The sequence below is a fragment of the Pseudomonas sp. BRG-100 genome (assembly GCF_000737955.1).
Lineage (GTDB): Bacteria > Pseudomonadota > Gammaproteobacteria > Pseudomonadales > Pseudomonadaceae > Aquipseudomonas > Aquipseudomonas synxantha_A.
Genome location: NZ_JPRX01000001.1, coordinates 1,562,363 through 1,587,833 on the forward strand (window position 1 = coordinate 1,562,363; position 25,471 = coordinate 1,587,833).

Consider the following 25,471-nt stretch of genomic DNA (forward strand, 5'->3'; position numbering starts at 1 on the left):
TTTGGTTATTTTTTTGGCAGGAGAAGGTCGAACCGGTGCGCTCTGATGGCGCTTGTTGAGCCCGATTTTTCGGCCTGGGGCTATGATTAGTCAATTTTCTATTTATTATCTTGATTATAAATACTGCTTATTATCGAGCGACACCATGCCCGAATCCCGCCGCGATATTCACCCCCTGCTCAACGACCGCCTGGACTGGAACCTGCTGCGCACCTTCCGCGTGATCGGCCAGGAACTGAGCATCAGCCGCGCTGCTGCTCGCCTGCACCTGACGCAACCGGCCATCAGCCAGGCGCTCAAGCGCCTGGAGGAACAGCTGGATTGCCAGCTCATCGTGCGTCGCGGCCCGCGCTTCGTGCTCACCGAGGCAGGTGAACAGATTTTCGCGATTGCCGGCGAGATGTACGGCCAGGTTTCGCAAATGAGCAACGCCCTGCAAAAGCCCGGCGATGAAGTGATCGGCAAAGTGCGCTTGCTGATGATCAGCCGGATTAATTCCGACACTTTCGATGACTTTCTCGCCAGCTTTCATCGCGAACATCCGCGGGTCGATCTGGAAGTCGAAGTGATGCGCAGCTCCGACATCGTCGCCGCCTTGCTGGAAAAAACCGCGACCCTGGGGTTGAGCCTCAATCGTCGGCCTCAGCCGCGCCTGGAACAGCACCTGTTTCTGCGTCAGCGCTACGCGTTCTTTTGCGGAAAACATCACCCATTGTTCGGGCGCACAAACCTGGCCGAGGGGGATTTGCAGTCGGAAAACTTCGTGAGTTTTACCAGCGACCAGATTGGCGGGATGCTCTCGCCGCTGACGATTTTCCGTGATCAGCAAGGCTTCGGTGGGCGGATCGTGGCGTCATCCTCCAGCCTGGAAGAAGTGCGGCGTTTGGTGATTGCCGGGTTTGGTTTGGGTTGCTTACCGACTCATGTGGTGGCGGACGATGTGAAAAACGGGCTGCTGTGGCGGTTGCCGCCGGATGAGGGGATTGCGGATGTGGATATTCACCTGTTGTGGAACCGGGAGCAGAAGATGAGCCGGGCGGAGGGGGTGTTTATTGAGTGTCTTTTGGGGCGGTTGGCCGACGTGTAATTGGCCACATCCTGCGTGTCAAAAAGCAGTTACAACTCACTGGATGCACGTCGAAGCACGCACGGCTAGGATTGCAGTCAACTAAGCCAATGGCGTACATTAGCGATGATTTTCATAGAGACGTCAGTCTTCACCCGTCGCGTTAAAGAATTGATCGACGAGGATGCCTACACGGCTCTTCAGAACGTGTTGGTAGTCAACCCTTCTGCTGGCGATGTAATCGAGGGTATGGGTGGAGTTCGCAAGATACGAGTAGCAGCCAAGGGCCATGGCAAACGAGGCGGGGCGCGGGTGATCTATTACCACTTCGTCTAGGCATCACAGATTATTCTACTGATGATCTATCCCAAAAATGAACAGCAGGACTTGACTGCCGACGAGCGCAAGTCACTGAAGGCTGCGATTGAGCACTGGAGATAGCTATGAGCAGATTTTTTGATGAATTGATGGAAAGCGTTCAAGAGATGAACGAGATCCTGCGCGGAGAACGCGAACCTTCTCGTGAATTCCATGTTGATTCAATGCGAGTCAAAGAGATCCGTAAGGCGACAGGGCTGACCCAGGCTAAATTCGCAGCGCTGATTGATGTGCAACTTGGCACATTACGTAACTGGGAGCAGGGTCGTCGTGAACCTACCGGACCAGCAAAGGCATTGTTGAAAGCTATCCATAATGACCCAGTCCATGTACTGAATGCGTTGGCTAGCTAAAATAAGACTCCACTGCTGCGCCTTAAACATCGTCATAACCGGAAAAGCTCGGAGCTGACTCAGCGACGGGCTTTTTCGTTTGTACGGCAGATTTAAGGCTCTTTAAAATCTCACATCGATACCACTGATGATTACTATCGAAACGAGCGCCTGAACGATTGCCGCCACTGATTCCTATAATCGCTCCAAATTCCCTCCTCGCCTGGCTTCAGGCGACATTCCTCCCGGAACCCAATCCCATGCCAAGCGCGAGCCAGGCCCCTAGCGGGCTTCCCGAACATAATCAACAAAGCGTCAAACAGCAGTGGCTGGCGATTCTTTCGGTCGCCGTGGGTGCCTTCGCCCTGGTGACCAGTGAATTCCTGCCGGTGGGCGTACTCAACGACGTTGCCAGCGACCTGGGCATCAGTGCCGGTCACGCCGGATTGATGGTCACATTGCCCGGCATCATGGCCGCCCTCGCCGCGCCGTTTCTGTCGGTCAGCATTGGCGCCATGGACCGTCGCTATCTGCTGATTGGCCTGACACTGGTGATGATCATCGCCAACTCGGTGGTGGCCTTCGCCACCGATTTCAGCCTGCTGCTGTTCGGCCGTGTATTGCTCGGCATCAGCATCGGCGGCTTCTGGGCCACGGCCATTGCCCTCAGCGGGCGGCTGGCGCCCAAAGGCGTGGGAGTTGCGAAAGCCACCTCGATCATCATGATGGGCGTGACCCTGGCCACCGTTCTGGGCGTGCCTGTGGGTACCTGGCTCAGTGGACTGATGGGCTGGCGCATGACCTTCCTGGTTACTGCGTTGGTGGGCATTCCGGTGCTGCTGGCGCAGATCTTCCTGCTACCGCGACTGACCCCGGAAAAGGCCATTGAGATTCGTGACTTGCCCGCGTTGTTTATCAACCCACAGGCGCGAGTCGGCTTGATCGCTGTATTGCTGATCGGCCTGGCGCACTTTGCTGCGTATACCTATGTCGCGCCCTTCTTCAAAAACAGCTCCGGCTTTGACGGCCCGACAATTGGTTCATTGCTGCTGCTCTATGGCGTAGCCGGGGTAATGGGCAATGTTTTTGCCGGTTTCGCCGCTAACCGCAGTGTACGTCACACCCTGCTGCTGGTTGCGTTGATGATCGGTACCAGCACCGCACTGTTCCCCTACTTCGCCACCGGCCTTTCCGGCGCCTCGATGCTGATCGCACTCTGGGGTTTCGCCTTCGGCGCCTTCCCAGCCTGCGCCAGTATCTGGATGTTTGTGGTGGCGCCCAAGGATGTAGAGCGCGGCATGCCACTGTTTGTGGCGCTGTTTCAGGTGATCATCGCCCTGGGTTCGTTCTTTGGCGGGCGCATCGTCGACCAAATGGGCAGCTCGGTGTTGTTGAGCCTGGCCACGGTGTTGGTAGGGTTCGGGTTTGCGACCGTGCTGGTGTTGGGGCGCAAGGTCAGTAATAACCTGGTGGCACAGCCTGCCTGACCGGGTTGTATGCGCAAAAAAGCCTGCTGAGCGTTGAGTTCAGCAGGCTTTTTTCGTTTCAGGGAGCAGGTATTTATTTGGCCGTGGGGAAATCACGCTCGAGGACAGCATCCACCAAGGCTTGCGCGTTCTCGATCAATTGAGCCAGGGCCATGATCACGGGCGACTGCGTGCTGTCTGGATCTTCGGCGCATTGGTAGGCGGTTTGAAGGGCGGATGAGAGGATTTCGGTGGCGTTTGTGAGGGCTTCTTCGGTGCGGACATCATCGGCTACGCAAAAGATTTTGCGTGCTTGCCCTTCGGTAGAATCAGCGGTGCTCTTCTTCATGATGTAACTCCACGTTATGAAAAGAAGCTACCACTCCCTGCTGTCAAACAGGATTGGGTGGCAGCTGTACGCGGGTTGACAGACCGGAAACGTGGAAACCCGGCGCACCCGAAGATGCCCCACGCACAGCCGCCATAACAAATGGGCACAGACAGACGCCTGGAACCAGTTTGGGGATGCACAGAGATCGCACGTTATTCGGCCTGTCAAAACCGGTCGCCATGAGGACGACGGCGGAAGATTAGCGCCCTACCCCAGTCAACGCAACCCTGCTCGAAAACTGCCAAACCTGCACAACGTAAGCACCTGTTTCGGAAAAGCTTGGTAACCAGAATCCCCACCGGGAACCTTGTGTGCATAAGCCTGCGAGCTAGTCTCAAAAAGTCGCCGCCGTGGCGACATACTGTCAAGGATGCTGATATGCCAACGAGATATCGCGATGCGGTCACAGGTGAATACGTAACCGAGCAAGAGGCGAAGAAAAGACCAAGGGAAACAGTGAAGGAAACCGATAAAAAGCGCCCGGCAAAGCCGACGGCCAAGAAGTAGGATCAACAGATGAGAGCGACTGCCGTATGTCCAGACAGACTTGCCAATGAAACCCGATTGCCCCAATGTAATGACCAACGTCATTACACAAGGAGCTATCCCTTGGCATCTATCAACATCCGTATCGATGACGACCTGAAAGCTCGCGCCTACCTTGAGTTGGAGAAACTCGGTGTCACCCCTTCCGAACTGATACGTCAGGCGTTGCAATATGTTGCCGAACGCGGCCAGTTGCCATTTAAGCCTGTCCTCATGACTGAAGAGGATGAAGCCTTGATGGCGACCGTACGTGAGCGCCTTGCGTCGCCTCAACGCGTAAGGGTTTCTTTGGATGACCTATAGCCTTGATTTTGATGCGCGTGCATTGAAGGAATGGCAGAAACTCGGCGACACCCTCCGTCAGCAACTCAAGAAGGAGCTGATGGAAATCCTGAACAACCCACGTATTGAGGCTAACCGCCTACATGGCCTGCCTGACTGCTACAAGATCAAACTGCGTAGTAGCGGGTAAAGGCTGGTCTATCAAGTGATAGATCAGGAAGTTACCGTGTTCGTGGTCGCTATTGATAAACGTGAACGAGATCAGGCTTATCGCAAAGCGTCAGAGCGCCTTGATCAGCGCTAGGCAGGACTGGAAAAAATCACTGAAGCAGTCGTAGATAAAGGCTGGAAACGAAAAAGCCCCGCAGCTTATTCAGCTACGGGGCTTTCTCTATGTAATGGCGGAGAGATAGGGATTCGAACCCTAGGTACCGGTGAAGGTACAACGGATTTCGAATCCGTCCCATTCGGCCACTCTGGCATCTCTCCAACGGCGCGCATCATAACAGCATGATTGATGGATGCAAAGCGCCGAAGCGATTTTTTTCCGTGCTATCAGATGCTTGCGTCGATTACAGCGGTACGCCGAGACGATTGGCGACTTCTTCGTAGGCTTCGATCACGTCACCGAGGCCCTGGCGGAAGCGGTCTTTGTCCATCTTTTTCTTGGTGTCCTTGTCCCACAGGCGGCAGCCGTCCGGGCTGAATTCGTCGCCCAGGACGATGGAGCCGTCGTGGAACACGCCGAATTCGAGCTTGAAGTCCACCAGCAACAGGCCTGCGTCGTCGAACAGCTTGGTCAGCACGTCGTTGACCTTGAGGGACAACTCCTTCATGCGCGCCAGTTGTTCAGCGGTGCCCCAGCCGAACGCCACAACGTGGGATTCGTTGATGAACGGGTCGCCCTTGGCGTCGTCCTTCAGGAACAGTTCAAACGTGTAAGGGTTGAGCTTGAGGCCCTCTTCCACGCCCAGGCGCTTGACCAGGCTGCCGGCGGCGTAGTTACGCACGACGCATTCCACCGGGATCATGTCGAGCTTCTTGACCAGGCACTCGTTGTCGCCCAGCAGTTTGTCGAATTGGGTCGGGATACCGGCCGCTTCGAGCTTCTGCATGATGAAGGCGTTGAACTTGTTGTTCACCATGCCCTTGCGATCAAGCTGTTCGATGCGCTTGCCGTCGAACGCCGAGGTGTCGTTGCGAAACAGCAGGATCAGGCGGTTGGCGTCGTCGGTCTTGTACACCGACTTGGCTTTGCCGCGGTAGAGTTCTTCACGTTTTTCCATGATGGGCTCCGCTTTGAGTAAGGTGGGCTAGGCGATGTGTCGCCAATCGAGCCCTGAATCTTGATCGGCCAGTTGCAGCCAGTCCGGGTCGCACCCGAGGGTGTCGACAAAACATTGCCGGGCAAGCGTCGGCAGGTTGTTCTTGCTGCTGAGGTGAGCCAGGACCAGGTGTTGCAGGTCTTGCCAGCCCAACTCATACACCAGGTACGCCGCCTGGTGATTGTTCAAATGTCCCAGCTCGCCGCCCACCCGCTGCTTGAGAAAGTAAGGGTAGTGACCGCGCGCCAGCAGATCCCTGCAGTGGTTGGACTCGATCATCAAGGCATCGAGGTCCCGGTAACCGTCCAGCACCCTGGCGCAGTAGGAACCCAGGTCGGTCAGCACGCCAAAACGCCGCTGGCCGTCACTGAATACGTATTGCGTAGGCTCCTGGGCATCGTGGGCAACCGCGATGACATTGATGCTCAAGGCACCGATTTGCAGTTGCTCGCCACCGGCCAGAAAACCTGCCGGCTCGATGGGTTTGCGCATCCCGCGCAGCGTGCCGCGACTCAAGTACACCGGCAGATTGTAGCGCCGAGACAGTAAACCCACGCCATGCACGTGGTCGGCATGTTCGTGGGTGACCAGAATTGCGCTCAACTGCGTGGGGTGAACCCCGAGGCGCAGCAGGCGTCGCTCGGTTTCTCTTAACGAGAAACCACAATCGACCAGCACATACGTGTCATCGTGGGCGACCAGCGTACCGTTCCCTTGGCTACCGCTGCCGAGAACGGCAAAGCGCACCGAATCAGCCCAGGTTGTCTTGAATCACGCCCAACACTTTGCGCGCTGTTTCAGCTGGCGCGACGGTGTTGATGTTCTTCTCGACGGTGACTTGCACGCTTTCGCCAACCTTGCTCAAACGAACCTGATAACGCTCGGCACGGGTTTCAATCTCTTCCTTGGTCGGCGCGCTGCCGAACAGTTTGCCGAAGAAACCTGGCTCGTCGTCTTTCTTCTCGGCCTTTTCAGCCACGTTGATGTAGTACAGGCCCAGGCTGCGGTTGATGTCTTCAACGCGCCAAGGGCCTTGCTCCAACGCACGGCCAACACTGGCCCAGGCACGGTCGAGGTCTTCACCGAGGTTGAGCACCACGTTACCGCTGCCGTCTTCGGTGAGGCTGACGCGGTTAGGGGTGTCGTAGTCACGGGCGGCGAGCAAGGAAACGGAACCGCCCTTCTCGGAGATACGGCTCATGCTGGCGAGCATCTCGTCGACCAGCGCGGCATCGACGCCGGTGTTGACCGAACGCGGGGTGAAATCGACGTTGGCCGTGCTGCCGGCAGGGCGCTCGGCGCTGACCACATAGACTTCACTGGTATTGCGCTGCACGCCTGGCTCGATGCGCACACGCACACGGGCCTCGCTGTCGGCGGCTACACCGCCGGCCAGCAGGCGCTGAGCCATGTTGGCGGACAACTCGCGGCCTTGCTGCCACGCCGTGGTGAACTCACCGGTTTGCGGGCGTTGCTGGTCGAGACGGAAACCGTTGTCCTGGAAGAACTGCACTGCCACCGGCCAGACTTCGGCAGGTGGGCGCTGAGCCACGATCCAGCGGTTGTCGCCACTTTTCTGCAGGCTGTAGTCGCTGGCATCGGCCACTGCCGTGATCGGCTGCGGGCGTGGTACTACGTACTCGCCCTTGACGGTGTCGTCGGCGACGTTGCGTGGGATCGGCAACAAGGGGTCAAGACGCTTGGCGACATTGACATCAGGCGGCAATTGCATCGGTTTGGTTGCTTGCGCTTCCAGGTAATCGCTGCCGCGGTCACGGAAGTAGCCTTCCGGGCCCCATACCCAACCGCAGCCACTGGTGCTGGAGATAATCAAGGCAAGTGCGGAAAGTCCGGCCAATCGCTTCATGCGTAGTGCTTCCTCAATTAAACCAGGACGCCGGACTGGCGCAGGGCCTGTCGCAGCGGTTCGTGACAGGCTTCGCTGAGCCGGGTGAGCGGCAGACGGATACCGTCCGGCATCAGGCCCATCTCAGTCAGCGCCCATTTCACGGGAATAGGATTGGATTCGATAAACAGTGTCTTGTTGAGCGGCATCAGCTTCTCGTGGATCGCACGGGCCGTCGCGGCATCGCCGGCGATGGCGGCGGCGCACATTTGGCTCATGGCACGCGGAGCCACGTTGGCGGTCACGGAGATGTTGCCCTTGCCACCCAGCAGGATCAGTTCGACAGCGGTGGCGTCGTCACCGGAATACACCAGGAAGTCACTGCTCACGCCGGCCAGGATGTCCTTGGCGCGCTGCAGGTCGCCAGTGGCTTCCTTGATACCGATGATGTTCGGCACGGTGGACAGGCGGATCACGGTCTCGGCCTTCATATCGCACGCGGTACGACCCGGTACGTTATAGAGGATCTGCGGGATCTGGACGGCTTCGGCGATGGCTTTGAAGTGCTGGTACAAGCCTTCCTGGGTCGGCTTGTTGTAGTACGGGGTCACCAGCAGGCACGCATCGGCGCCGGCTTTCTTGGCGTTGCGGGTCAGCTCGATCGCTTCGCGCGTGGAGTTGGCACCCGTTCCGGCGATCACGGCGATGCGGCCCGCAACGCGCTTGACCACGAACTCGATCACCTGGATGTGTTCTTCCACATCGAGGGTGGCCGATTCACCTGTGGTGCCGACCGCCACGATGGCGTTGGTGCCCTCTTGCAGGTGGAAGTCCACCAGTTTGCCCAGGCTGTCCCAGTCGAGACGACCTTGTGCATCCATGGGTGTGACCAGTGCCACCATACTGCCCGCAATCATGCAACCGCTCCTGCCGGAAAAAGAGAGCCGTAATGGTACTGGCGCCAAGATGCTTGTACAAGCGAAGTACCGCGTGAGGATGCGTTCTGGAGCAACTAAACGTCGAGCAATGCCATCATTGGGCCAAAGCACCGCTTCAAGCCGGCCGATCACGCAATGAAAACGCCACCTCCTAGCCCTTGGCGACGCTTTTCGCTACCCTTGATCCTTTGATCGATACGGCCCACACAGTATTGACCGCTCATCGCTTTAGGAAGGCTGCATGTCCACCCCCACAGTTCGCGAACAATTCCTTGTTATCAGTGCCCTCGGCGCCAACCCCATGGAGCTGACCAACGTCCTGTGCCGCGCCAGCCATGAGAACCGCTGCGCGGTGGTGACCTCGCGCCTGACTCGCCATGGCGAGTGCAGCGCGCTGGTTTTGCAGATTTCCGGCTCCTGGGACGCATTGGCGCGCCTGGAAACCGGCCTGCCGGGCCTGGCCAAAAAGCACGACTTCACCGTCAATGTGGTGCGCAGCGCCGCCCTGGAAAATCGCCCACAGGCCTTGCCTTATGTGGCGTACGTCAGCTCGGCCTACCGCTCGGACATCGTCAACGAGTTGTGCCAGTTCTTCATCGACCACAACGTCGAGCTGGAAAACCTGACCTGCGACACCTACCAGGCGCCTCAAACCGGCGGCACCATGCTCAACGCCACGTTCACCGTTACCCTGCCGGCCGGCGTACAGATCAGTTGGTTGCGCGACCAGTTCCTGGATTTTGCCGATGCCCTGAACCTCGACGCGCTGATCGAGCCATGGCGCCCACAGAACCCAATGTAAGGAAAGACTCATGCCGGTAGCCATCGATAAACCCGTCGCCGATTTCGAAGCCCAGGCCACCAGCGGCCAGACTTTCAGCCTCGCAGCTCTCAAGGGCAAGCAAGTGGTGATCTACTTCTACCCCAAGGACAGCACCCCGGGCTGCACCACTGAAGGCCAGGGCTTTCGTGACCAGTACGCAGCTTTCCAGGCCGCCAACACTGAAGTGTTTGGTGTGTCGCGTGACAGCGTGAAGTCCCACGAGAACTTCAAGGCCAAGCAGGAGTTTCCTTTCGAGCTGATCAGCGACAAGGACGAAGCGGTCTGCCAGCTGTTTGATGTGATCAAGCTCAAGAAGCTGTACGGCAAGGAATACCTGGGCGTGGATCGCAGCACCTTTCTGATCGACAGCGAAGGCGTGCTGCGTCAGGAATGGCGCGGCGTGAAAGTGCCGGGGCATGTGGATGCCGTGTTGGCGGCAGCGCAGGCGCTGAACAAGGCCTGATTGTGCGTCGATAAAGCCGTCAGGCCTTGCGCAACCAATACCGGTACACACCCTCGGCGTCTTCTTCATGCTCCAGGGTGTGGCCGGCGAGTTTGGCAAAGGTGCGGAAGTCACGCTGGGAGCCAGCGTCGGTGGCGGTCACCTTGAGCACCGCACCGCGGGCCATTTTATTGAGTTCCATCTTGGCCTTGAGCAAGGGCAACGGGCAGTTGAGGCCGCTGGCATCAAGTTCGGCGTCAAAGGCTACAGCGTCGGTCATAGTGTTACTCCAGGCAAACATTCGGGTTGCTTAGAATATCTGGTCCCAGGCGCAGTGTCCGGCTACAGTAAGCTCTTTGTCGAAAGGCTTTGTGCATGACTTTTTTGCGCCCTACCCTGCTGACGCTGGCCTGCCTGCTGGCCTCCCCGGCCTTCGCTGATGAGCTGCCGTCACTTGGTGACGCCAGTTCTGCCATTGTCTCGCCCCAACAGGAATATCAACTGGGCCGCGCCTGGCTGGCCTATTTGCGCGGTCAGGTGTCGCAGCTTAACGACCCGCAACTTAAGGACTACGTAGAAACCAGCGTGTACAAGCTGGTGGAAACCAGCCAGGTCAACGATCGGCGCCTGGAATTCATCCTGATCAACAGCCCGCAGCTCAACGCCTTTGCGGCACCCGGGGGGATCATTGGGGTGAACGGCGGCTTGTTCCTCAATGCCCAGACCGAAGGTGAGTATGCGTCGGTACTGGCCCACGAACTGGCGCACTTGTCCCAGCGTCACTTTGCCAGGGGCGTGGAAGCCCAGTCACGCATGCAACTGCCAATGATGGCGGCGCTGCTTGGCGGCATTATTGCCGCCGCCGCGGGTGCCGGCGATGCGGGTATCGCCGCGATTGCCGGCTCACAAGCGGCTGCGATCCAGGAGCAGCGTCGGTTCTCCCGGCAGAACGAACAAGAGGCAGACCGCATCGGCATCCTCAACCTGGAGAAAGCCGGCTACGACCCGCGGTCGATGCCCACCATGTTCGAACGCCTGATGCGTCAGTACCGCTTCGATGCCAAGCCACCGGAGTTCCTGTTGACGCACCCAGTGACCGAATCGCGTATTGCCGACACCCGCAACCGCGCCGAGCAGGCCAAACTCGGCGGCAAGGAAGACAGCCTGCGCTATCAACTGATTCGCGCACGCGTGCAGTTGAAATACGAAGACACGCCTGGCCTGGCTGCCAAGCGCTTCCAGGCGCAGTTGGACGACAACCCCAAAAACGATGTAGCGCGTTATGGCCTCGCCATTGCGCAGATCAAGGGAGTCCAACTCAAGGAAGCACGGGAAAGCCTGGCACCGCTGCTGGCCAAGGCGCCCAACGACATCACCTACAACCTGGCGCAGATCGAGTTGGACATTACCAACAACCGCATGGCGGATGCCCAGCAACGGACTGACCGTATGCTCACCCAGTACCCCAGCAACTATCCGCTGAACCAGGTGCGGGTAGACCTGCTGCTTAAGCAGAACCGCACCGCCGATGCCGAAAAGGCGCTGGATGGCTTGCTCAAGTCACGCCCCGACGATCCGGACGTGTGGTATCAGGTGGCCGAAACACGCGGCCTGTCCGGCAACATCATCGGCCTGCATCAGGCCCGCGCCGAATACTTCGCACTGGTGGGGGACTTCCAGCAGGCCATCCAGCAACTGGACTTTGCCAAGCGCCGCGCCGGCAGTAATTTCCCACTGTCCTCACGTATCGACGCACGTCAGCGTGAGCTGATCGAACAGGAACGCCTGGTGAAAGGGATGATGAGCTAAACCCGTCACCCACAAAAAAGCCCCGCTGCCGTTAACCGGCAGCGGGGCTTTTTGTTTCTATTGCAATGCAGGCTTGACGATTACTCGGCCAACTTGAAGGTAATGAAGCTGGCACGACCTTGACGCAGTACGCGCATCGACACCGAACGGTTCTTCGGCAACGCCTTGGCGATGTCGGTGAACTCCTTGGTGGTGTTGATCGCCTGATTGTTCAGGTGAGTGATCACGTCGCCCGGCTGCAGGCCGATCAGGGCGGCTGGGCCGTCCTGGACTTCCTTGATCACCACACCGCTTTGCAGGTCAAACGTCTTCTTCTGCTCGGCGGTCAGTTCAACCACGGCGATGCCCAGGCGGTTACTGCTGCGCTCTGCACCCGGCTTGGCATTACCCAGGGCATCCAGCGTCGCGCCTTCTTCCGGGATCGCACCAACGGTCAGCTCTACGTTCTGGCGCTTGCCGTCACGAATCACTTCCAGTTTGGCCTTGCCGCCAGCCTTGAGCGCGCCGACCAGATGAGGCAGGTCCGCCGACATGACGATGGGTTGGCCGTTCATGCTCAGAATCACGTCGCCGACTTTCAGGCCGCCTTTGGCCGCTGGACCATTGTCCTGGATTTGCGCAACCAGAGCACCGGCCGGCTTGTCGAGGCCGAAGGATTCAGCCAGGTCTTTGTTGACTTCCTGGATCACTACGCCCAACCAGCCACGGCTGACTTTGCCACCGCTTTTGAGCTGATTGGAGACGTCCATGGCCACGTCGATCGGGATCGCGAAAGACACGCCCATGAAACCACCGGAACGGGTGTAGATCTGTGAGTTGATGCCTACCACTTCGCCAGCCAGGTTGAACAATGGCCCCCCAGAGTTGCCCGGGTTGATCGGCACGTCGGTCTGGATAAACGGTACGTAGTTTTCATTCGGCAGGCTGCGGCCAATAGCACTGACGATACCCTGGGTGACGGTATGGTCAAAGCCGAACGGCGAACCGATCGCGACGACCCATTGGCCGGCCTTCAAGTCCTGGGATTTGCCCAGCTTGAGAACCGGCAGGTCCTTGCCATCGATTTTAAGCAAGGCTACGTCGGAACGCGGGTCGGTACCGATCAGCTTGGCCTTGAGCTCACTGCGATCAGCCAGGCGCACGAGGATTTCGTCGGCATCGGCAATCACGTGGTTGTTGGTCAGAATATAGCCGTCAGGCGAAATGATGAAGCCGGACCCCAGGGATTGGGCTTCGCGCTGACCACCGCCACCACGAGGGGTGCGCGGTTGCGGCATACCGCGCTCGAAGAACTCGCGCAGCATGGGCGGCAAGCCTTCCAGGTCGGGCATCTGCTGGTTCGAGACTTTGCGATCCGGCAGTTTCTGGGTGGTACTGATATTCACCACCGCCGGTGAGGCTTGCTCTACCAGTTGGGTGAAGTCAGGCAGCTCAACTGCTTGCGCAGGCAAGGCCTGACCCAGTACCAGCACTGTGGCGACTATGGATAGGTAAGACTTCAAACGTGGTATCGACATACAGCTCCCGTTACGACGAGCAGGGTTAAGCGACAGGGTCCAATAAACGCCGAATGCGGCAAACGACATTTTTGTTCCGCGAACAAAACAAGGCCAGAGCCAACAAACCCTGACCTATAAAAAACATGGGAAGTTTTTGCAAGTGAAAATGCTGATCCAGAAATTTCATACGATCGGCCCTCAACCTAACTTGAGCACAGATTGAAAGGTCAGGATGAACATAGAATTAACAATCTCACGGCTTGGCAGCGGCATTTTCACCGCGTACTGACAGCGCGATACGCTCAGCAGTGCCGACGGGGATCTCCCCTACTACGGTGACCATCATCTCACCGTCAACCGTATTCAAACGCCGAGAAACCGCCACCGTCGGGCCGAGCTGAGCGCGGGTTTCATTCATGTCGGCGCCCTTGGCGGACTCAAGAAATACAGAAAAGCGTGCGAGCCCATCATCATACATCAGGCTATCGACGGTCGATTTCGTTTGGCTGTCTTTGCGCGTGGTGCTGCTGACCTGCTGGAAACCAGGCGGCAGCCAACCCAGATGCCACGCCTGGGAGGCAGGCATGTCAGAGGCTTTGTCGGTGGAAGCAGCAACAGGCTTGCATTCGCTGCCAGGCTGTAAGTCATGCTCGGCAGGAACGACCGAGGTATCCAGGCGCGCATACTGAAAGCGCTCCAGCAACTGCCCCTGATCATTGAGCAGCAGGGATTTGAGCGGCAGAGCCGTCTCACGATCCAGGTGCAATTCAAAGCCGTAGCGGTAGTGATCTCGCGGGCTGATTGACACAATCACAGCATGACGACCGGCCACGCGGGATTTGCCAATGACGGCAAGTTCATAGAATTGAGTGAGTTTTTTTGAATCGGGAGCACGCGAAGGTGCATCAGAAGACGTAACCAACCCAGCACTCAGATCGCCACTGACGCAGTGCGTCCGGCCATCCAACCGTACAGTTTCCTGAGGCGAGCCGTCCAGTTGCAGCAACCGCTCACGGACATGACCGTCCTGCACACGGTGCCAGATAGCGTGGGTAGAAAAACTGCCATTACGTTCGTAAACAAACGTACCTTCAAAGCTTTGCTGCTGCTCTGCACGCCCAAGTCGAGTCAGCCAGTCTTGGGCTTCATCGGCATGGGCGGACTGTGCAATCCAACTACTGAGCAAAAGCGCAAGGAGCGGTATGGCGCGCATAGAGCTCCCTAACGGATCAGCGGTTTTCCTGACTGGCTGCGCGAGCGTATGGCAGAGCGCTTTCGGTGCCTTTGGCGGCCGATTCCTGTGCGTGCTGACGCAGGTAGCCTGGTAGACGCTGATCTTGCCAGCCGGATTGCCCTTGAAGCACACCATTGGCCATCGGACCTGTGGTATCAGAGCTTTCCTTGTAGCCTGCCAGTACAGCCGGGCCTTTGACTTGCGGACCCGCCATGACGGGCTGCTGAGTTTGCTGGGCCAGTTCGGCACCGGCAATTTCGTCCTGGTTGTACAGGCGAACACCAGCCAGTACGGCGACGGTCACCGAGGCAGCCACTGCCAGTCGACCCAGGCTACGCCACGGGCCACGAGCAGCTTTGGCCGGAACGGCTTCATCAGCCAGCGCGGCAGAAACGGCCGCAGCAATATCCAGACGAGGGATTAAAAGATCCTTGTGCATCACCGCCCGAGCGACTTGGTAACGAGACCAGGTATCACGGGTTTCGGCATCATCAAATGCGTTAAGCACTCGACGAAGTTCCAGTTCATCCGCTTCGTTATCCATCACTGCGGACAGCGATTCCTGCAGGGCATCACGACTCATGGCGGTTCCTCTCTTGGCTGTCGCCGCTGTCTTTAGTTTTCCTGCAACAATGGTTGCAAGGCTTTGTCGATGGCTTCCCGGGCCCGGAAAATCCGTGACCTTACAGTCCCCACCGGACATTGCATGACGCTCGCAATGTCTTCGTAACTCAGACCATCGAATTCACGTAAAGTTAATGCCGTACGCAAATCTTCTGGCAGTTGCTGAATTGTTCGATGGACGGTGCCTTCGATCTCGTCGCGCAGCAATGCACGCTCCGGCGACTCGAGATCTTTGAGGCCGTGATCACCATCGTAAAATTCAGCATCTTCTGAACTGACATCACTGTCTGGTGGGCGGCGGCCGCGAGACACCAGATAGTTCTTCGCCGTGTTAATGGCGATGCGATATAGCCACGTATAAAACGCACTATCACCGCGGAAATTTCCAAGTGCACGGTACGCCTTGATAAAGGCTTCCTGTGCAACGTCCTGCGCTTCATGGGTGTCGTGCACAAACCGCACGATCAACCCGAGAATTTTGTGCTGGTATTTCAGCACTAGCAGATCAAATGCTCGCTTGTCGCCGCGTTGTACGCGCTCGACCAGCTGCTGATCCTCTTCCTGGGTTAGCATGAACACTCCTCGTTGTACTTGAAGGAGGCTTGCATAACTAAACGATCAGGCTTGCAAACATAGACTCGGGCTTTTCGCAAAAGTTCTCCCCCTTCAAGCAAGTTTCCGGCATGCACTGATTTGGCACACACGAAAAACGCAGCCCGGGCGGGGCCGGCTGCGCGAATAATCTTGTCGCCGGTTTCGTGACGCGTCCAATGCTCCCGACGGGCCAATAAACTCAACGTTTTCCCAGCTTTCGGGCAACCTGCTATTGAGTCGGGGCCCATGCAAAAAGTTCCCGTCCCGCCAACCGGCTGTTTCCCAAAGCTGCGCAGCATAATCTCACAATGCCACGAATGCGTGGCTATTGTGCCGCTCCACCCCTCTATATACTAGTGGCCCGTGTGACCCTTTGATTCGCCGATCCAGGCGTCCTGTTTGCGCCGCTCCTTCGGATCGCTTTTTGCGGAATCCTTCCAATGAGCCAACAGTTTCAACACGATGTGCTGGTGATCGGCAGCGGCGCAGCCGGCTTGAGCCTTGCCCTGACCCTACCCAGCCACCTGCGCATTGCGGTTTTGAGCAAAGGCGACCTGGCCAACGGCTCGACATTCTGGGCCCAGGGCGGTGTCGCGGCGGTACTGGACGACACCGATACGGTGCAATCCCATGTCGAAGACACCCTTAACGCTGGCGGCGGCCTGTGCAATGAGGAGGCCGTGCGCTTCACCGTCGAGCACAGCCGGGAAGCCATCCAATGGCTGATCGACCAAGGTGTGCCCTTCACCCGTGATGAACATGCCGGCAGCGACGACGGCGGCTTTGAGTTCCACCTGACACGCGAAGGCGGCCACAGCCATCGCCGTATCATTCACGCCGCCGACGCCACGGGTGCCGCGATTTTCAAGACCTTGCTCGATCAGGCTCGCCAACGGCCCAACATCCAATTGCTGGAGCAACGCGTCGCTGTCGACCTGATCACCGAAAAACGCCTGGGCCTTGCGGGCGAGCGCTGTCTCGGCGCCTACGTACTCAATCGCACCAGTGGCGAAGTCGATACCTACGGGGCGCGCTTCACTATTCTTGCCTCGGGCGGAGCAGCCAAGGTTTACCTCTATACCAGCAACCCTGACGGCGCCTGCGGTGACGGCATTGCCATGGCCTGGCGCTCGGGCTGCCGGGTGGCCAACCTGGAGTTCAATCAGTTCCACCCCACCTGCCTGTATCACCCGCAAGCCAAGAGCTTCCTGATCACTGAAGCCCTGCGCGGCGAAGGTGCGCACTTGAAGCTGCCCAATGGCGAGCGCTTCATGCAGCGCTTCGACCCACGCGCCGAGCTGGCACCGCGCGACATTGTCGCCCGCGCCATCGACCACGAGATGAAGCGTCTGGGGATCGATTGCGTATACCTGGACATCAGCCACAAGCCCGAAGCGTTTATCAAGGCCCACTTCCCGACCGTCTATGAACGCTGTCTGACGTTCAATATCGATATCACCAAAGGCCCGATCCCGGTAGTGCCGGCCGCGCACTACACTTGCGGCGGCGTGATGGTTGACCAGCACGGGCGCACCGACGTGCCCGGCCTCTACGCCATCGGCGAAACCAGCTTTACCGGTCTGCACGGCGCCAACCGCATGGCCAGCAATTCGCTGCTCGAGTGCTTCGTGTACGCTCGCTCGGCAGCAGCGGATATCCTTGAACAACTGCCGCGCATCAAGGTTCCAGCCGCCCTGCCCCGCTGGGACGCCAGCCAGGTCACCGATTCGGACGAAGACGTGATCATCGCGCACAACTGGGACGAGTTGCGGCGTTTCATGTGGGACTACGTGGGCATTGTGCGCACCAACAAGCGCCTGCAACGGGCGCAGCACCGGGTACGTTTGCTGTTGGACGAGATCGACGAGTTCTACAGCAACTATAAAGTCAGCCGCGACCTGATCGAATTACGCAACCTGGCGCAAGTGGCCGAGTTGATGATCCGCTCAGCCATGGAGCGCAAGGAAAGCCGGGGCCTGCATTACACCCTCGATTATCCGCAGATGTTGCCCGAAGCCCGCGACACTATTCTGGTGCCAACCACCTACGGCGGCTGAACTTCAGGCGTACCCGCAGGCGCCGATGCACATCGGCGGCCTGCGCGTCCTTGGGCACACAGACCGCGCGTACTCGCCGCTCACCCTGCACGCGATAACGCAACACCACGATCAACGGTAACGCCAGGCTGTCGGGGCGAAGTTGCACGGCGTGCCAGCCGCGCGCAGAGCTCCATAACTGCCAGCCATCTTCGTCGCGGCGCAGGCCACGAATCGACGAACGGTGAGTAAGCAGAACATGGCGCGGTAGCACCCACGCACAGTGTGCCAGGCATAACAGGATGCCGAGGCTCGAATAAGGCAGGTTCAAAACCAGCAGGCTGCCCAGTGCGATCAGCAGGGCAAGCAGATACGCCGCCAGCAACCGCCGCGAGGTCTGCCAGCGGCATTCAAAACGATTACTTGGGCTGGACACGATCCAGGATCATCCGAACCATGCGCTGCAGCTCTGGATCTTCAGATTCAGCACGCTCCATGAACCAGCCGAACATGTCCTGATCTTCACAGGTCAGCAACCTGACGTAGAGGTCGCGGTCCACCTGATCGAGCGTCGCGTACACCTCTTTGGTGAAAGGCACCAGCAATACATCCAGCTCCAGCATGCCACGACGGCTGTGCCAGTAGAGGCGATTGATTTCTACATCTTCGACCATGGAGCCCTCCTCAAATAGAGCGCAAGTATACAGGCCCGGCGACACCGGAACAGTCGGCTTTGGTCGCCCGCGACGAAACTATGCATTTGCCGGACGCCCCTCTATGATGCACCCATGACTTTTTAACCTGCGATGACCCATGGCTGACTCTGCTTTCTTCTGCCCCCTGTCCCACGAAGGCGTTCTCGCCGTCCGCGGTTCTGATGCTGCCAAATTCCTGCAAGGCCAGCTGACCTGCAACCTCAATTACCTGAGTGATACCCAGGCCAGCCTGGGCGCGCGCTGCACGCAAAAAGGCCGGATGCAGTCCAGCTTCCGCATCCTGCTGCAAGGTGACGGCGTACTCCTGGCCATGGCCACGGAGCTGCTCGAACCGCAGTTGGCAGACCTGAAGAAATACGCGGTGTTCTCCAAATCCAAACTTACCGACGAAAGCGCCGCTTGGGTGCGCTTCGGATTGGCGAACGCAGACGCGTCCCTGGCCGCCCTTGGCCTGACGCTACCCGCCGAAACCGACAGCGTGGTGCGCACCGACACCTTGATCGCTATTCGCGTGTCCCCTGGCCGTGCCGAACTCTGGGTGCCCACCGAACAAGCCGACACCGTGCGCAACCAACTGGCCGCACAATTGCCACAGGCTGAGTTGAATGCCTGGCTGCTTGGCCAGATTCGCGCGGGTATCGGCCAGGTAATGGCGCAGACCCGCGAACTGTTCATCCCGCAGATGCTCAACCTGCAAGCCGTGGGCGGCGTCAGTTTCAAGAAAGGCTGCTACACCGGCCAGGAAATCGTCGCGCGCATGCAATACCTGGGCAAACTCAAGCGGCGCCTGTATCGACTGAGCCTTGAAGCCACGCAATTACCCGAGCCCGGCACGCCGTTGTTTTCCCCAGACCATAACAGCGCGGTTGGCGAGGTCGTGATCGCGGCAAAAGCTGACCAGTCGATTGAACTTCTCGCTGTGCTGCAAGCCGAAGCTGCCGAGAGTGGCGACGTGCGTACAGGCAGCCTGGAAGGGCCCGGCCTGCAGCTGCTTGATCTGCCTTACCAACTGGACCGTGATCGCGAGATCCAGCGTTAATCGCCATACCTTTTTGCAGCACCCTAGAGAGCATGAATGAACAAGCTGGCGGAAAAAGTCCAACAGGCGTTGGTGACGGCCATCGACAACGATGACCTGGTTCTGCCGACATTGCCGGAGGTGGCCCTGAAAATTCGCCAGGCCGCCGAAGACCCTGAGATCAGCATCAGTCATTTGAGCAAGGTGATCAGTCGCGACACCGCCCTGTCGGCGCGCCTGATCAAGGTGGTCAACAGCCCGCTGTTACGGGCGAGCCAGGAAGTCACCGACCTGCACACGGCCATCACGCGGCTGGGCACCAACTACAGCAGCAACCTGGCCATCGGCCTGGTGATGGAGCAGATTTTTCACGCCCGCTCCGAAGTGGTCGCACAGAAAATGCGCGATGTGTGGTGCCGTAGCCTGGAAGTCGCCGGCGTCAGCTATGCCTTGTGTCGCCGGCATAGTCACCTCAAGGCCGACCAGGCGGCCCTCGGCGGGTTGGTGCATCAGATCGGCGTGCTGCCGATCCTCACCTACGCCGAAGACCACTACGAGCTGCTTTCCGACCCGGTCAGCCTCAACCACGTCATCGAAAGTATTCATCCGTTACTGGGCGACAAACTGCTGAGTGGCTGGGACTTCCCCGAAATGCTGGCGAAACTGCCGGGCCAGTACCTGAACCTGGAACGCAACTCTGCCACACTCGACTATGTGGATCTGGTGCAGATCGCCGTGCTCTACTGCCATCACAACACCGATCATCCGCTGGCGAAAGTCGACATTACCAGCGTACCTGCGATGAAAAAGCTGCGAATTGATCTCTACAGCGAGAAATCGCGCACCGAACTGGATGAAGCACGGTCGATGTTCTACTGATCAACCGGCGATAAAACTCACGCGCACTTTCAACCCAGCCAACTCGCCATCATGCAGGCTGATCTGCGCCAGGTGCGCACGGCAGATCTCCCCGACAATTGCCAGCCCCAAGCCAGACCCCATGCCCTGCTGGCTACGGCGATAAAAGCGCTCGAATACCCGGTCCCGCTCATCCAATGGGATGCCCGGGCCATCATCCTCAACCTCCAGCACCGCCGGCGCGGTCACGCGCAAAATCACATTGCCGCCAGGTGGCGTATGGGCCATAGCGTTGTCCACCAGATTGCTCAGCAGCTCATTCAACAGCGTCGGTTCACCGCGCAACCAGACCGGCTCGTCCGCCTCCAGTGCCAGGGCCACCCCGCGTGCGTGAGCCAGCGGCGCCATGGCCATGCCCAGTTCGCGCGCCAACTGGCTGAGGTCGAGCAACTGCGCGCCTCCTTCAGCAATGGCTCGGGCACCGTTTTCGATACGGGCCAGGGACAACAATTGATTAGCCAGATGGGTCAGGCGGTCGGTGCCCTGGGCAGCGCTTTCCAGGGTGCTGTGCCAGGTGGCCGGCTCCTGGGCACGCAAGCCCAGTTCCAGGCGAGCCTTGAGCGCCGCCAAGGGCGTACGCAGTTCGTGGGCTGCATCGGCAATAAACTGGGCCTGGCGCTCGAACTGGCCGCGCAGACGTTCGGTAAAATGGTTGAGGGAGCGCACCAGCGGGCCGAACTCATCCTGAACTTCCACCAATGGCAGCGGCCGCAAATCATCGGGTTGGCGTTCTTCCACCGCTGTACGCAGGCGTTCGAGCGGACGCAGTGCAGCGCTCACCGCAAACCACACCAGCAGCAACGCGCCGATGGCCAGCATCCCCAGGCGCAGCAACGTGTCGGCCATCAAGCTGCGGGCCATGGCAACGCGTGCTTCGTCGGTCTCCGCGACACGAATCTCGGCCATCCCATTCATGTTCGGCTCGGAAACGGCCTTGAGCAGGCTCACCACTCGCACGTGCTGGCCCTGGTACATGGCGTTGTAGAAGCGCGCCAAGGCCGGGTAATCGTCGGTGCGGGGAGTGCCGGGCGGCGGGCCTGGGAGGTTTTCGTAACCGGAAATCAGCTTCTGATGGATATCGTTGACCTGATAATAGATGCGCCCGGCACTGTCGTAGGCGAAAGTGTCGAGGGCCACATACGGCACATTGGCGCTGAGGGTGCCGTCCACCTGGGTCAAGCCTGCGGCAATGGTGCGCGCCGAAGCCAACAGCGTGCGGTCATAGGCCGTGTCGGCGGCTTCGCGCCCGTTCCAGTAGGCGCTCATGCCGCTGGCGAGCATCAACAGCACCAGCAACAGCGCCAGGTTCCACAGCAAGCGCCAGCGCAGACTGCTGGGCTTATGCATCGCGGGCTTCCAGCAAGTAGCCCAAGCCGCGGAACGTCACGATGGCGATGGGCTGGCCGTCGAGCTTCTTGCGCAGGCGGTGCACGTAGATTTCGATGGCATCGGGGCTGGCCTCCTCGTCCAGACCGAAAACCTGAGAGGCCAATTGCTCTTTGCTCATCACGCGGCCCGGTCGGGCGATCAAGGCTTCGAGTACGGCTTGTTCGCGGGAGGTCAACGTCATCAATTCACCGCCAACCGTGAAGCGTCGTGTGTCCAGGTCGTATACCAGCACCCCGCACGTCTGCTGGCGCTCCCCGCCCAATACACTGCGGCGCAGCAGCGCCTTGACCCGCGCTTCCAGCTCTGTCAGTTCGAACGGCTTGGCGAGGTAGTCGTCGGCGCCCAGGTTCAGGCCGTGCACGCGGTCTTTGACATCACTGCGTGCCGTCAGCATCAGCACCGGCAGGTTTTTCCCTCGGGCCCGCAAGCGCGCCAGCACCTCGAAACCATCCATGCGCGGCAGGCCCACATCGAGGATCGCCGCCGCGTATTCCTCGCTGCCCAAGGCCAGGTCCGCGGCCACACCATCGTGCAGCACGTCGACGGTCAGACCCATGCCCTTGAGCGCTTGCGCAACACTTTCGGCAAGTTGCAGATGGTCTTCAACCAGGAGGACACGCATGGATTTCTACCTCATGAGGAGTGGTCGGCGCGGCGTTTTATTGGCCCGCTGGCCGGCGAGTTTACAGGCGCAACCTGCCCTGTGAAGCCCGAAAACATTGAAAGACAATTGAAAGGTTAGTGAAAGCTTCGCCCTTTAGCATCCAGCTACGGTGGTTTCTGCCCGCCGAGCTGCCTCACCCGTAGCGCCCGAAAAACGCCTCGAAGCGTTTTCGCCAAAAATAAGAACAATAACGGAGTCCATCACGATGCTGTCGACACAGCCCCAGGCTTGCACGCCTGTTCGTTCTTGCCGTCTGAGCCACACCGCTCTCGCCAGTGCTTGCGCCCTCGCCGGCTTTTCGCCGCTAAGCCAGGCTGCCTTCTTCGAAGACAGTACCGCGACCCTGGAAACCCGCAACATGTACTTCAACCGCGACTTTCGCGACGGTACCCGTGCGCAGCAATCCAAACGCGACGAATGGGCCCAGGGTTTCATGCTCAACCTGCAATCGGGCTACACCGACGGCACTGTCGGTTTTGGCGTGGATGCGCTGGGTATGCTCGGCATCAAGCTCGACTCCAGCCCCGACCGCACCGGCACCGGCCTGCTGCCGACCCACGATGACGGCCGTGCCGCCAATGAGTACTCCAAGCTGGGCCTGACCGGCAAAGTGAAAATCTCCGCCACCGAGCTGAAGATCGGCGCGCTGATACCCGAATTGCCAATCCTCAAGCCCAACGACGGTCGCATCCTGCCGCAGACCTTCAACGGTGGCCTGCTGACGTCCAAGGAATTCAAGAACCTTGTGTTCACTGGTGGCCGCCTGGATAAGGCCAAGGACCGCGACGACACCAATTACGAAGATATTGCGCTCAATAACAAGAACAGCCGCTTCCTCAGTGGCGCCACCGGCAAGCACTTCAACTTCGGCGGCGTGGACTACAAGTTCGCCGACAAAATCACCGGCAGCTATCACTTCGCCCAACTCGATGACGTGTACCGCCAGCATTTCCTCGGCCTGGTCGCCGCGCGCCCGATGGGCCCCGGCACGTTTGCCGCCGACCTGCGCATGGCCATCAGTGACGACACCGGTAGCGCCCGCGGCGGCAATATCGACAACACATCCCTCAACGGCCTGTTCAGCTATGCCCTCAATGGCCATAAGCTCAGCGCCGGCTACCAGCACATGTCCGGCGACAGCGCCTTTCCGTATGTGGATGGCAGCGACCCGTACCTGGTCAACTTCGTACAGATCAACGACTTTGCCGGCGCCGAAGAACGCTCCTGGCAGGCACGCTACGACTACGACTTCGCCAAGCTGGGGATTCCCGGCCTGAGTTTCATGAGCCGTTACCTGTCGGGCGACAACATCAAGCTCAAGAACGGCCAAACGGGCAAAGAGTGGGAGCGCAACAGCGAGATCAAGTACGTGGTGCAAAGCGGCACGTTCAAGGATGTGGCCGTGCGCCTGCGTAACGCGACCTATCGCTCCAACTATTCAGCCCGTGATGCGGATGAAATGCGTTTGCTGGTCAGCTATAGCATTGCCCTTTGGTAAATGTGCGTTGGTACTAAAACCTTATAACAACAACGATGGAGATAACCATGAACCCTTCAGCGCGTAAATTTGCCCTCGCCGCCGGCTGCATGTTGTTCGCCGGCCAGTTGCTGGCCGCCGACGAGCCCAAGCGCCCGGAATGCATCGCCCCGGCCTCCCCCGGCGGTGGTTTTGACCTGACCTGCAAGCTGGCGCAAAGCGCGCTGGTCAACCAGAAGCTGCTGAGCAAGCCGATGCGTGTGACCTACATGCCCGGCGGCGTTGGCGCGGTGGCCTACAACGCAGTGGTTGCCCAGCGCCCTGCGGACGCAGGCACTTTGGTGGCCTGGTCCAGTGGTTCGCTGCTGAACCTGGCCCAGGGCAAGTTCGGTCGCTTTGATGAAAGCGCCGTGCGCTGGCTGGCGGCGGTAGGCACCAGCTACGGTGCCATCGCAGTGAAAAACGATTCGCCCTACAAGACCCTCGACGATCTCGTAAAAGCCTTGAAGAAAGATCCGGGCAGCGTAGTGATAGGTTCCGGCGGCACCGTCGGCAGCCAGGACTGGATGCAAACCGCGCTGATCGCCAAGGCTGCCGGGATCAACCCGCGTGAACTGCGTTATGTGGCCCTTGAAGGCGGCGGTGAAATCGCTACCGCCCTGCTCGGCGGTCATATCCAGGTGGGTAGTACCGACATCTCCGACTCCATGCCGCACATCCTCAGCGGTGACATGCGCCTGTTGGCGGTGTTCTCCGAGAAACGCCTGGACGAGCCGGAAATGAAAGACATCCCCACTGCCAAGGAGCAAGGCTACGACATCGTCTGGCCGGTGGTGCGCGGTTTCTACCTTGGGCCAAAAGTCAGCGATGCCGACTACGCCTGGTGGAAAGACGCCTTCGACAAGCTGCTGGCCTCCGACGAGTTCGCCAAGCTGCGTGACCAGCGCGAGCTGTTCCCGTTTGCCATGACCGGCCCGGAGCTGGACACCTACGTGAAGAAACAGGTGGCTGACTACAAAGTGCTGGCCAAAGAGTTCGGCCTGATCCAGTAAACGCCCGTCATTTGTGTAATGCCCCTGTAGGAGCGAGCTTGCTCGCGAAGAACCCAAGGACATCCACGTGCGTCCAGACAGCACGCGTTATCGTTGAAGTTTTTCGCGAGCAAGCTCGCTTCTACAAGAGGGGCCTTGGAGTTTTCTATGCTCTTACAACGCATTTTCGCTGCAGCGCTGTTGCTGGCCTGCGCCGGCCTGGCCCTGATGGCCTGGCCGTATCAGGCGGCGTTTTCCTACGAGCCGGTCGGCCCACGTGCCTACCCGCTGCTGATGCTCGGGCTGATGAGCCTGGCGCTGATCTACATGCTGTTTCGCCCGCAACCGACCAGGCACACCGAAGAAGAACCGGCGCTGGACCGCGAAACCCTGATCAAGATCGGCCTTTGCGTCGCGCTGTTGCTCGTGTTCGCCGCCACCTTCGAATCCCTGGGGTTCATTCTCAGCAGCATGTTGATCGGCATTCCAATGGCGCGCCTGTATGGCGGCCGCTGGATGCCCAGCGTGGTGATCGTCGGCCTGATGGCTATCGGCTTGTACCTGCTGTTCGATAAAGCCATGGATGTGCCGTTGCCCCTCGGCCTGCTCGACGTTCTGGAGAACTGA

At 59.1% G+C, this 25,471-nt stretch carries 27 protein-coding genes, 1 tRNA gene and 2 pseudogenes; 15 read left to right on the forward strand and 15 right to left on the reverse strand.

The window, feature by feature from the left end; all coding sequences use genetic code 11:
• Positions 1-145: 145 nt before the first annotated feature.
• The 4 genes and pseudogenes from JH25_RS20460 (at position 146) to JH25_RS20450 (ending at position 3,263) form a co-directional block, all read left to right on the forward strand.
• Positions 146-1,087 carry a LysR family transcriptional regulator gene (locus JH25_RS20460; protein WP_032877261.1) on the forward strand — a complete coding sequence of 314 codons (942 nt, stop codon included), beginning with the start codon at positions 146-148 and terminating at the stop codon, positions 1,085-1,087.
• Between the two features lie 105 nt (positions 1,088-1,192).
• Positions 1,193-1,507, forward strand: a pseudogene (locus tag JH25_RS28995) (type II toxin-antitoxin system RelE/ParE family toxin).
• 2 nt (positions 1,508-1,509) lie between these two features.
• A complete protein-coding gene (gene nadS, locus JH25_RS20455) occupies positions 1,510-1,797 on the forward strand; it encodes a NadS family protein (protein WP_003189536.1) in 288 nt (95 codons plus the stop codon).
• A 239-nt stretch (positions 1,798-2,036) separates the two neighbouring features.
• The gene (locus JH25_RS20450; RefSeq protein WP_032877262.1) at positions 2,037-3,263 is read left to right on the forward strand and encodes an MFS transporter; all 1,227 of its coding nucleotides are present in this window, start codon (positions 2,037-2,039) and stop codon (positions 3,261-3,263) included.
• A gap of 73 nt (positions 3,264-3,336) precedes the next feature.
• Here JH25_RS20450 and JH25_RS20445 read toward each other — a convergent pair whose 3' ends face one another.
• Positions 3,337-3,591: a DUF6124 family protein gene (locus JH25_RS20445; protein WP_032877263.1), complete on the reverse strand. Its 255-nt coding sequence runs from the start codon at positions 3,589-3,591 to the stop codon at positions 3,337-3,339.
• Between the two features lie 651 nt (positions 3,592-4,242).
• Between JH25_RS20445 and JH25_RS20435 the strand changes: the two genes are divergently transcribed.
• Together JH25_RS20435 and JH25_RS0126955 are read left to right on the forward strand one after the other, a co-directional pair.
• Positions 4,243-4,482 (forward strand): type II toxin-antitoxin system RelB/DinJ family antitoxin, encoded by a 240-nt coding sequence (locus tag JH25_RS20435; protein ID WP_014717442.1) that lies wholly within the window; start codon positions 4,243-4,245, stop codon positions 4,480-4,482.
• Positions 4,472-4,765: pseudogene (locus JH25_RS0126955) on the forward strand (type II toxin-antitoxin system RelE family toxin). Before JH25_RS20435 ends, JH25_RS0126955 begins: the two are co-directional and overlap by 11 nt.
• A gap of 95 nt (positions 4,766-4,860) precedes the next feature.
• On the opposite strand, the gene JH25_RS20430 reads toward JH25_RS0126955, so the two are convergent.
• The 5 genes from JH25_RS20430 to dapA form a co-directional block, all read right to left on the reverse strand.
• Positions 4,861-4,950 (reverse strand) — tRNA-Ser (locus JH25_RS20430).
• 83 nt (positions 4,951-5,033) lie between these two features.
• Positions 5,034-5,747, reverse strand: coding sequence for a phosphoribosylaminoimidazolesuccinocarboxamide synthase (gene purC, locus JH25_RS20425; protein ID WP_005786030.1), 714 nt, complete (start codon positions 5,745-5,747; stop codon positions 5,034-5,036).
• A gap of 27 nt (positions 5,748-5,774) precedes the next feature.
• Complete coding sequence (locus tag JH25_RS20420; RefSeq protein WP_005786028.1) at positions 5,775-6,533, reverse strand: MBL fold metallo-hydrolase; 759 nt, start codon at positions 6,531-6,533, stop codon at positions 5,775-5,777.
• Positions 6,534-6,537: 4 nt separating this feature from the next.
• A complete protein-coding gene (bamC, locus tag JH25_RS20415) occupies positions 6,538-7,653 on the reverse strand; it encodes an outer membrane protein assembly factor BamC (protein WP_005786026.1) in 1,116 nt (371 codons plus the stop codon).
• A gap of 17 nt (positions 7,654-7,670) precedes the next feature.
• Positions 7,671-8,549: a 4-hydroxy-tetrahydrodipicolinate synthase gene (gene dapA, locus JH25_RS20410; protein WP_032877264.1), complete on the reverse strand. Its 879-nt coding sequence runs from the start codon at positions 8,547-8,549 to the stop codon at positions 7,671-7,673.
• Between the two features lie 262 nt (positions 8,550-8,811).
• Between dapA and JH25_RS20405 the strand changes: the two genes are divergently transcribed.
• Positions 8,812-9,372 (forward strand): glycine cleavage system protein R, encoded by a 561-nt coding sequence (locus JH25_RS20405; RefSeq protein ID WP_003189463.1) that lies wholly within the window; start codon positions 8,812-8,814, stop codon positions 9,370-9,372.
• 10 nt (positions 9,373-9,382) lie between these two features.
• On the forward strand, positions 9,383-9,856 hold the full coding sequence (locus JH25_RS20400; protein ID WP_005786022.1) for a peroxiredoxin: 474 nt from the start codon (positions 9,383-9,385) through the stop codon (positions 9,854-9,856).
• A 19-nt stretch (positions 9,857-9,875) separates the two neighbouring features.
• Here JH25_RS20400 and JH25_RS20395 read toward each other — a convergent pair whose 3' ends face one another.
• Positions 9,876-10,115 carry a sulfurtransferase TusA family protein gene (locus JH25_RS20395; protein ID WP_032877265.1) on the reverse strand — a complete coding sequence of 80 codons (240 nt, stop codon included), beginning with the start codon at positions 10,113-10,115 and terminating at the stop codon, positions 9,876-9,878.
• Positions 10,116-10,210: 95 nt separating this feature from the next.
• On the opposite strand from JH25_RS20395, the gene JH25_RS20390 reads away from it, so the two are divergent.
• Positions 10,211-11,644: a M48 family metalloprotease gene (locus tag JH25_RS20390; RefSeq protein ID WP_032877266.1), complete on the forward strand. Its 1,434-nt coding sequence runs from the start codon at positions 10,211-10,213 to the stop codon at positions 11,642-11,644.
• Positions 11,645-11,724: 80 nt separating this feature from the next.
• On the opposite strand, the gene JH25_RS20385 is transcribed toward JH25_RS20390, so the two are convergent.
• The 4 genes from JH25_RS20385 to rpoE all read right to left on the reverse strand — a co-directional run bounded on the left by JH25_RS20385 (position 11,725) and on the right by rpoE (position 15,574).
• Positions 11,725-13,161 (reverse strand): DegQ family serine endoprotease, encoded by a 1,437-nt coding sequence (locus JH25_RS20385; protein ID WP_005786015.1) that lies wholly within the window; start codon positions 13,159-13,161, stop codon positions 11,725-11,727.
• Positions 13,162-13,396: 235 nt separating this feature from the next.
• Positions 13,397-14,356 (reverse strand): MucB/RseB C-terminal domain-containing protein, encoded by a 960-nt coding sequence (locus JH25_RS20380; RefSeq protein WP_032877267.1) that lies wholly within the window; start codon positions 14,354-14,356, stop codon positions 13,397-13,399.
• 16 nt (positions 14,357-14,372) lie between these two features.
• Positions 14,373-14,960 (reverse strand): sigma-E factor negative regulatory protein, encoded by a 588-nt coding sequence (locus JH25_RS20375; RefSeq protein ID WP_005786011.1) that lies wholly within the window; start codon positions 14,958-14,960, stop codon positions 14,373-14,375.
• A 32-nt stretch (positions 14,961-14,992) separates the two neighbouring features.
• A complete protein-coding gene (gene rpoE, locus JH25_RS20370) occupies positions 14,993-15,574 on the reverse strand; it encodes an RNA polymerase sigma factor RpoE (protein ID WP_003172477.1) in 582 nt (193 codons plus the stop codon).
• A gap of 461 nt (positions 15,575-16,035) precedes the next feature.
• Here rpoE and nadB point away from each other — a divergent pair, with 461 nt between their 5' ends.
• Positions 16,036-17,652: an L-aspartate oxidase gene (gene nadB, locus JH25_RS20365; protein ID WP_032877268.1), complete on the forward strand. Its 1,617-nt coding sequence runs from the start codon at positions 16,036-16,038 to the stop codon at positions 17,650-17,652.
• On the opposite strand, the gene JH25_RS20360 is transcribed toward nadB, so the two are convergent.
• Both JH25_RS20360 and JH25_RS20355 read right to left on the reverse strand, forming a co-directional pair.
• Complete coding sequence (locus JH25_RS20360) at positions 17,621-18,067, reverse strand: protein YgfX (RefSeq protein ID WP_032877269.1); 447 nt, start codon at positions 18,065-18,067, stop codon at positions 17,621-17,623. The genes nadB and JH25_RS20360 overlap by 32 nt on opposite strands.
• A complete protein-coding gene (locus tag JH25_RS20355) occupies positions 18,051-18,305 on the reverse strand; it encodes an FAD assembly factor SdhE (protein ID WP_032877270.1) in 255 nt (84 codons plus the stop codon). The genes JH25_RS20360 and JH25_RS20355 overlap by 17 nt, the downstream gene beginning before the upstream one ends.
• A gap of 139 nt (positions 18,306-18,444) precedes the next feature.
• On the opposite strand from JH25_RS20355, the gene ygfZ reads away from it, so the two are divergent.
• Both ygfZ and JH25_RS20345 read left to right on the forward strand, forming a co-directional pair.
• The gene (gene ygfZ / locus JH25_RS20350) at positions 18,445-19,386 is read left to right on the forward strand and encodes a CAF17-like 4Fe-4S cluster assembly/insertion protein YgfZ (protein ID WP_032877271.1); all 942 of its coding nucleotides are present in this window, start codon (positions 18,445-18,447) and stop codon (positions 19,384-19,386) included.
• Between the two features lie 36 nt (positions 19,387-19,422).
• Positions 19,423-20,244: an HDOD domain-containing protein gene (locus JH25_RS20345; protein ID WP_032877272.1), complete on the forward strand. Its 822-nt coding sequence runs from the start codon at positions 19,423-19,425 to the stop codon at positions 20,242-20,244.
• Here the strand turns inward: JH25_RS20345 and JH25_RS20340 are convergent, their stop codons facing one another.
• Both JH25_RS20340 and JH25_RS20335 read right to left on the reverse strand, forming a co-directional pair.
• The gene (locus JH25_RS20340; protein ID WP_032877273.1) at positions 20,245-21,630 is read right to left on the reverse strand and encodes a sensor histidine kinase; all 1,386 of its coding nucleotides are present in this window, start codon (positions 21,628-21,630) and stop codon (positions 20,245-20,247) included.
• Entirely contained in the window at positions 21,623-22,294 is a 672-nt protein-coding gene (locus tag JH25_RS20335; RefSeq protein WP_005785982.1) for a response regulator, read from the reverse strand. Before JH25_RS20335 ends, JH25_RS20340 begins: the two co-directional genes overlap by 8 nt.
• 247 nt (positions 22,295-22,541) lie before the next feature.
• Here JH25_RS20335 and JH25_RS20330 point away from each other — a divergent pair, with 247 nt between their 5' ends.
• From JH25_RS20330 to JH25_RS20320, 3 genes are all read left to right on the forward strand, one after another.
• Entirely contained in the window at positions 22,542-23,834 is a 1,293-nt protein-coding gene (locus JH25_RS20330; RefSeq protein ID WP_032877274.1) for an OprD family porin, read from the forward strand.
• 47 nt (positions 23,835-23,881) lie between these two features.
• A complete protein-coding gene (locus JH25_RS20325) occupies positions 23,882-24,865 on the forward strand; it encodes a Bug family tripartite tricarboxylate transporter substrate binding protein (protein ID WP_032877275.1) in 984 nt (327 codons plus the stop codon).
• Positions 24,866-25,012: 147 nt separating this feature from the next.
• Positions 25,013-25,471, forward strand: a complete 459-nt coding sequence (locus JH25_RS20320) for a tripartite tricarboxylate transporter TctB family protein (RefSeq protein WP_005785979.1) — start codon at positions 25,013-25,015, stop codon at positions 25,469-25,471.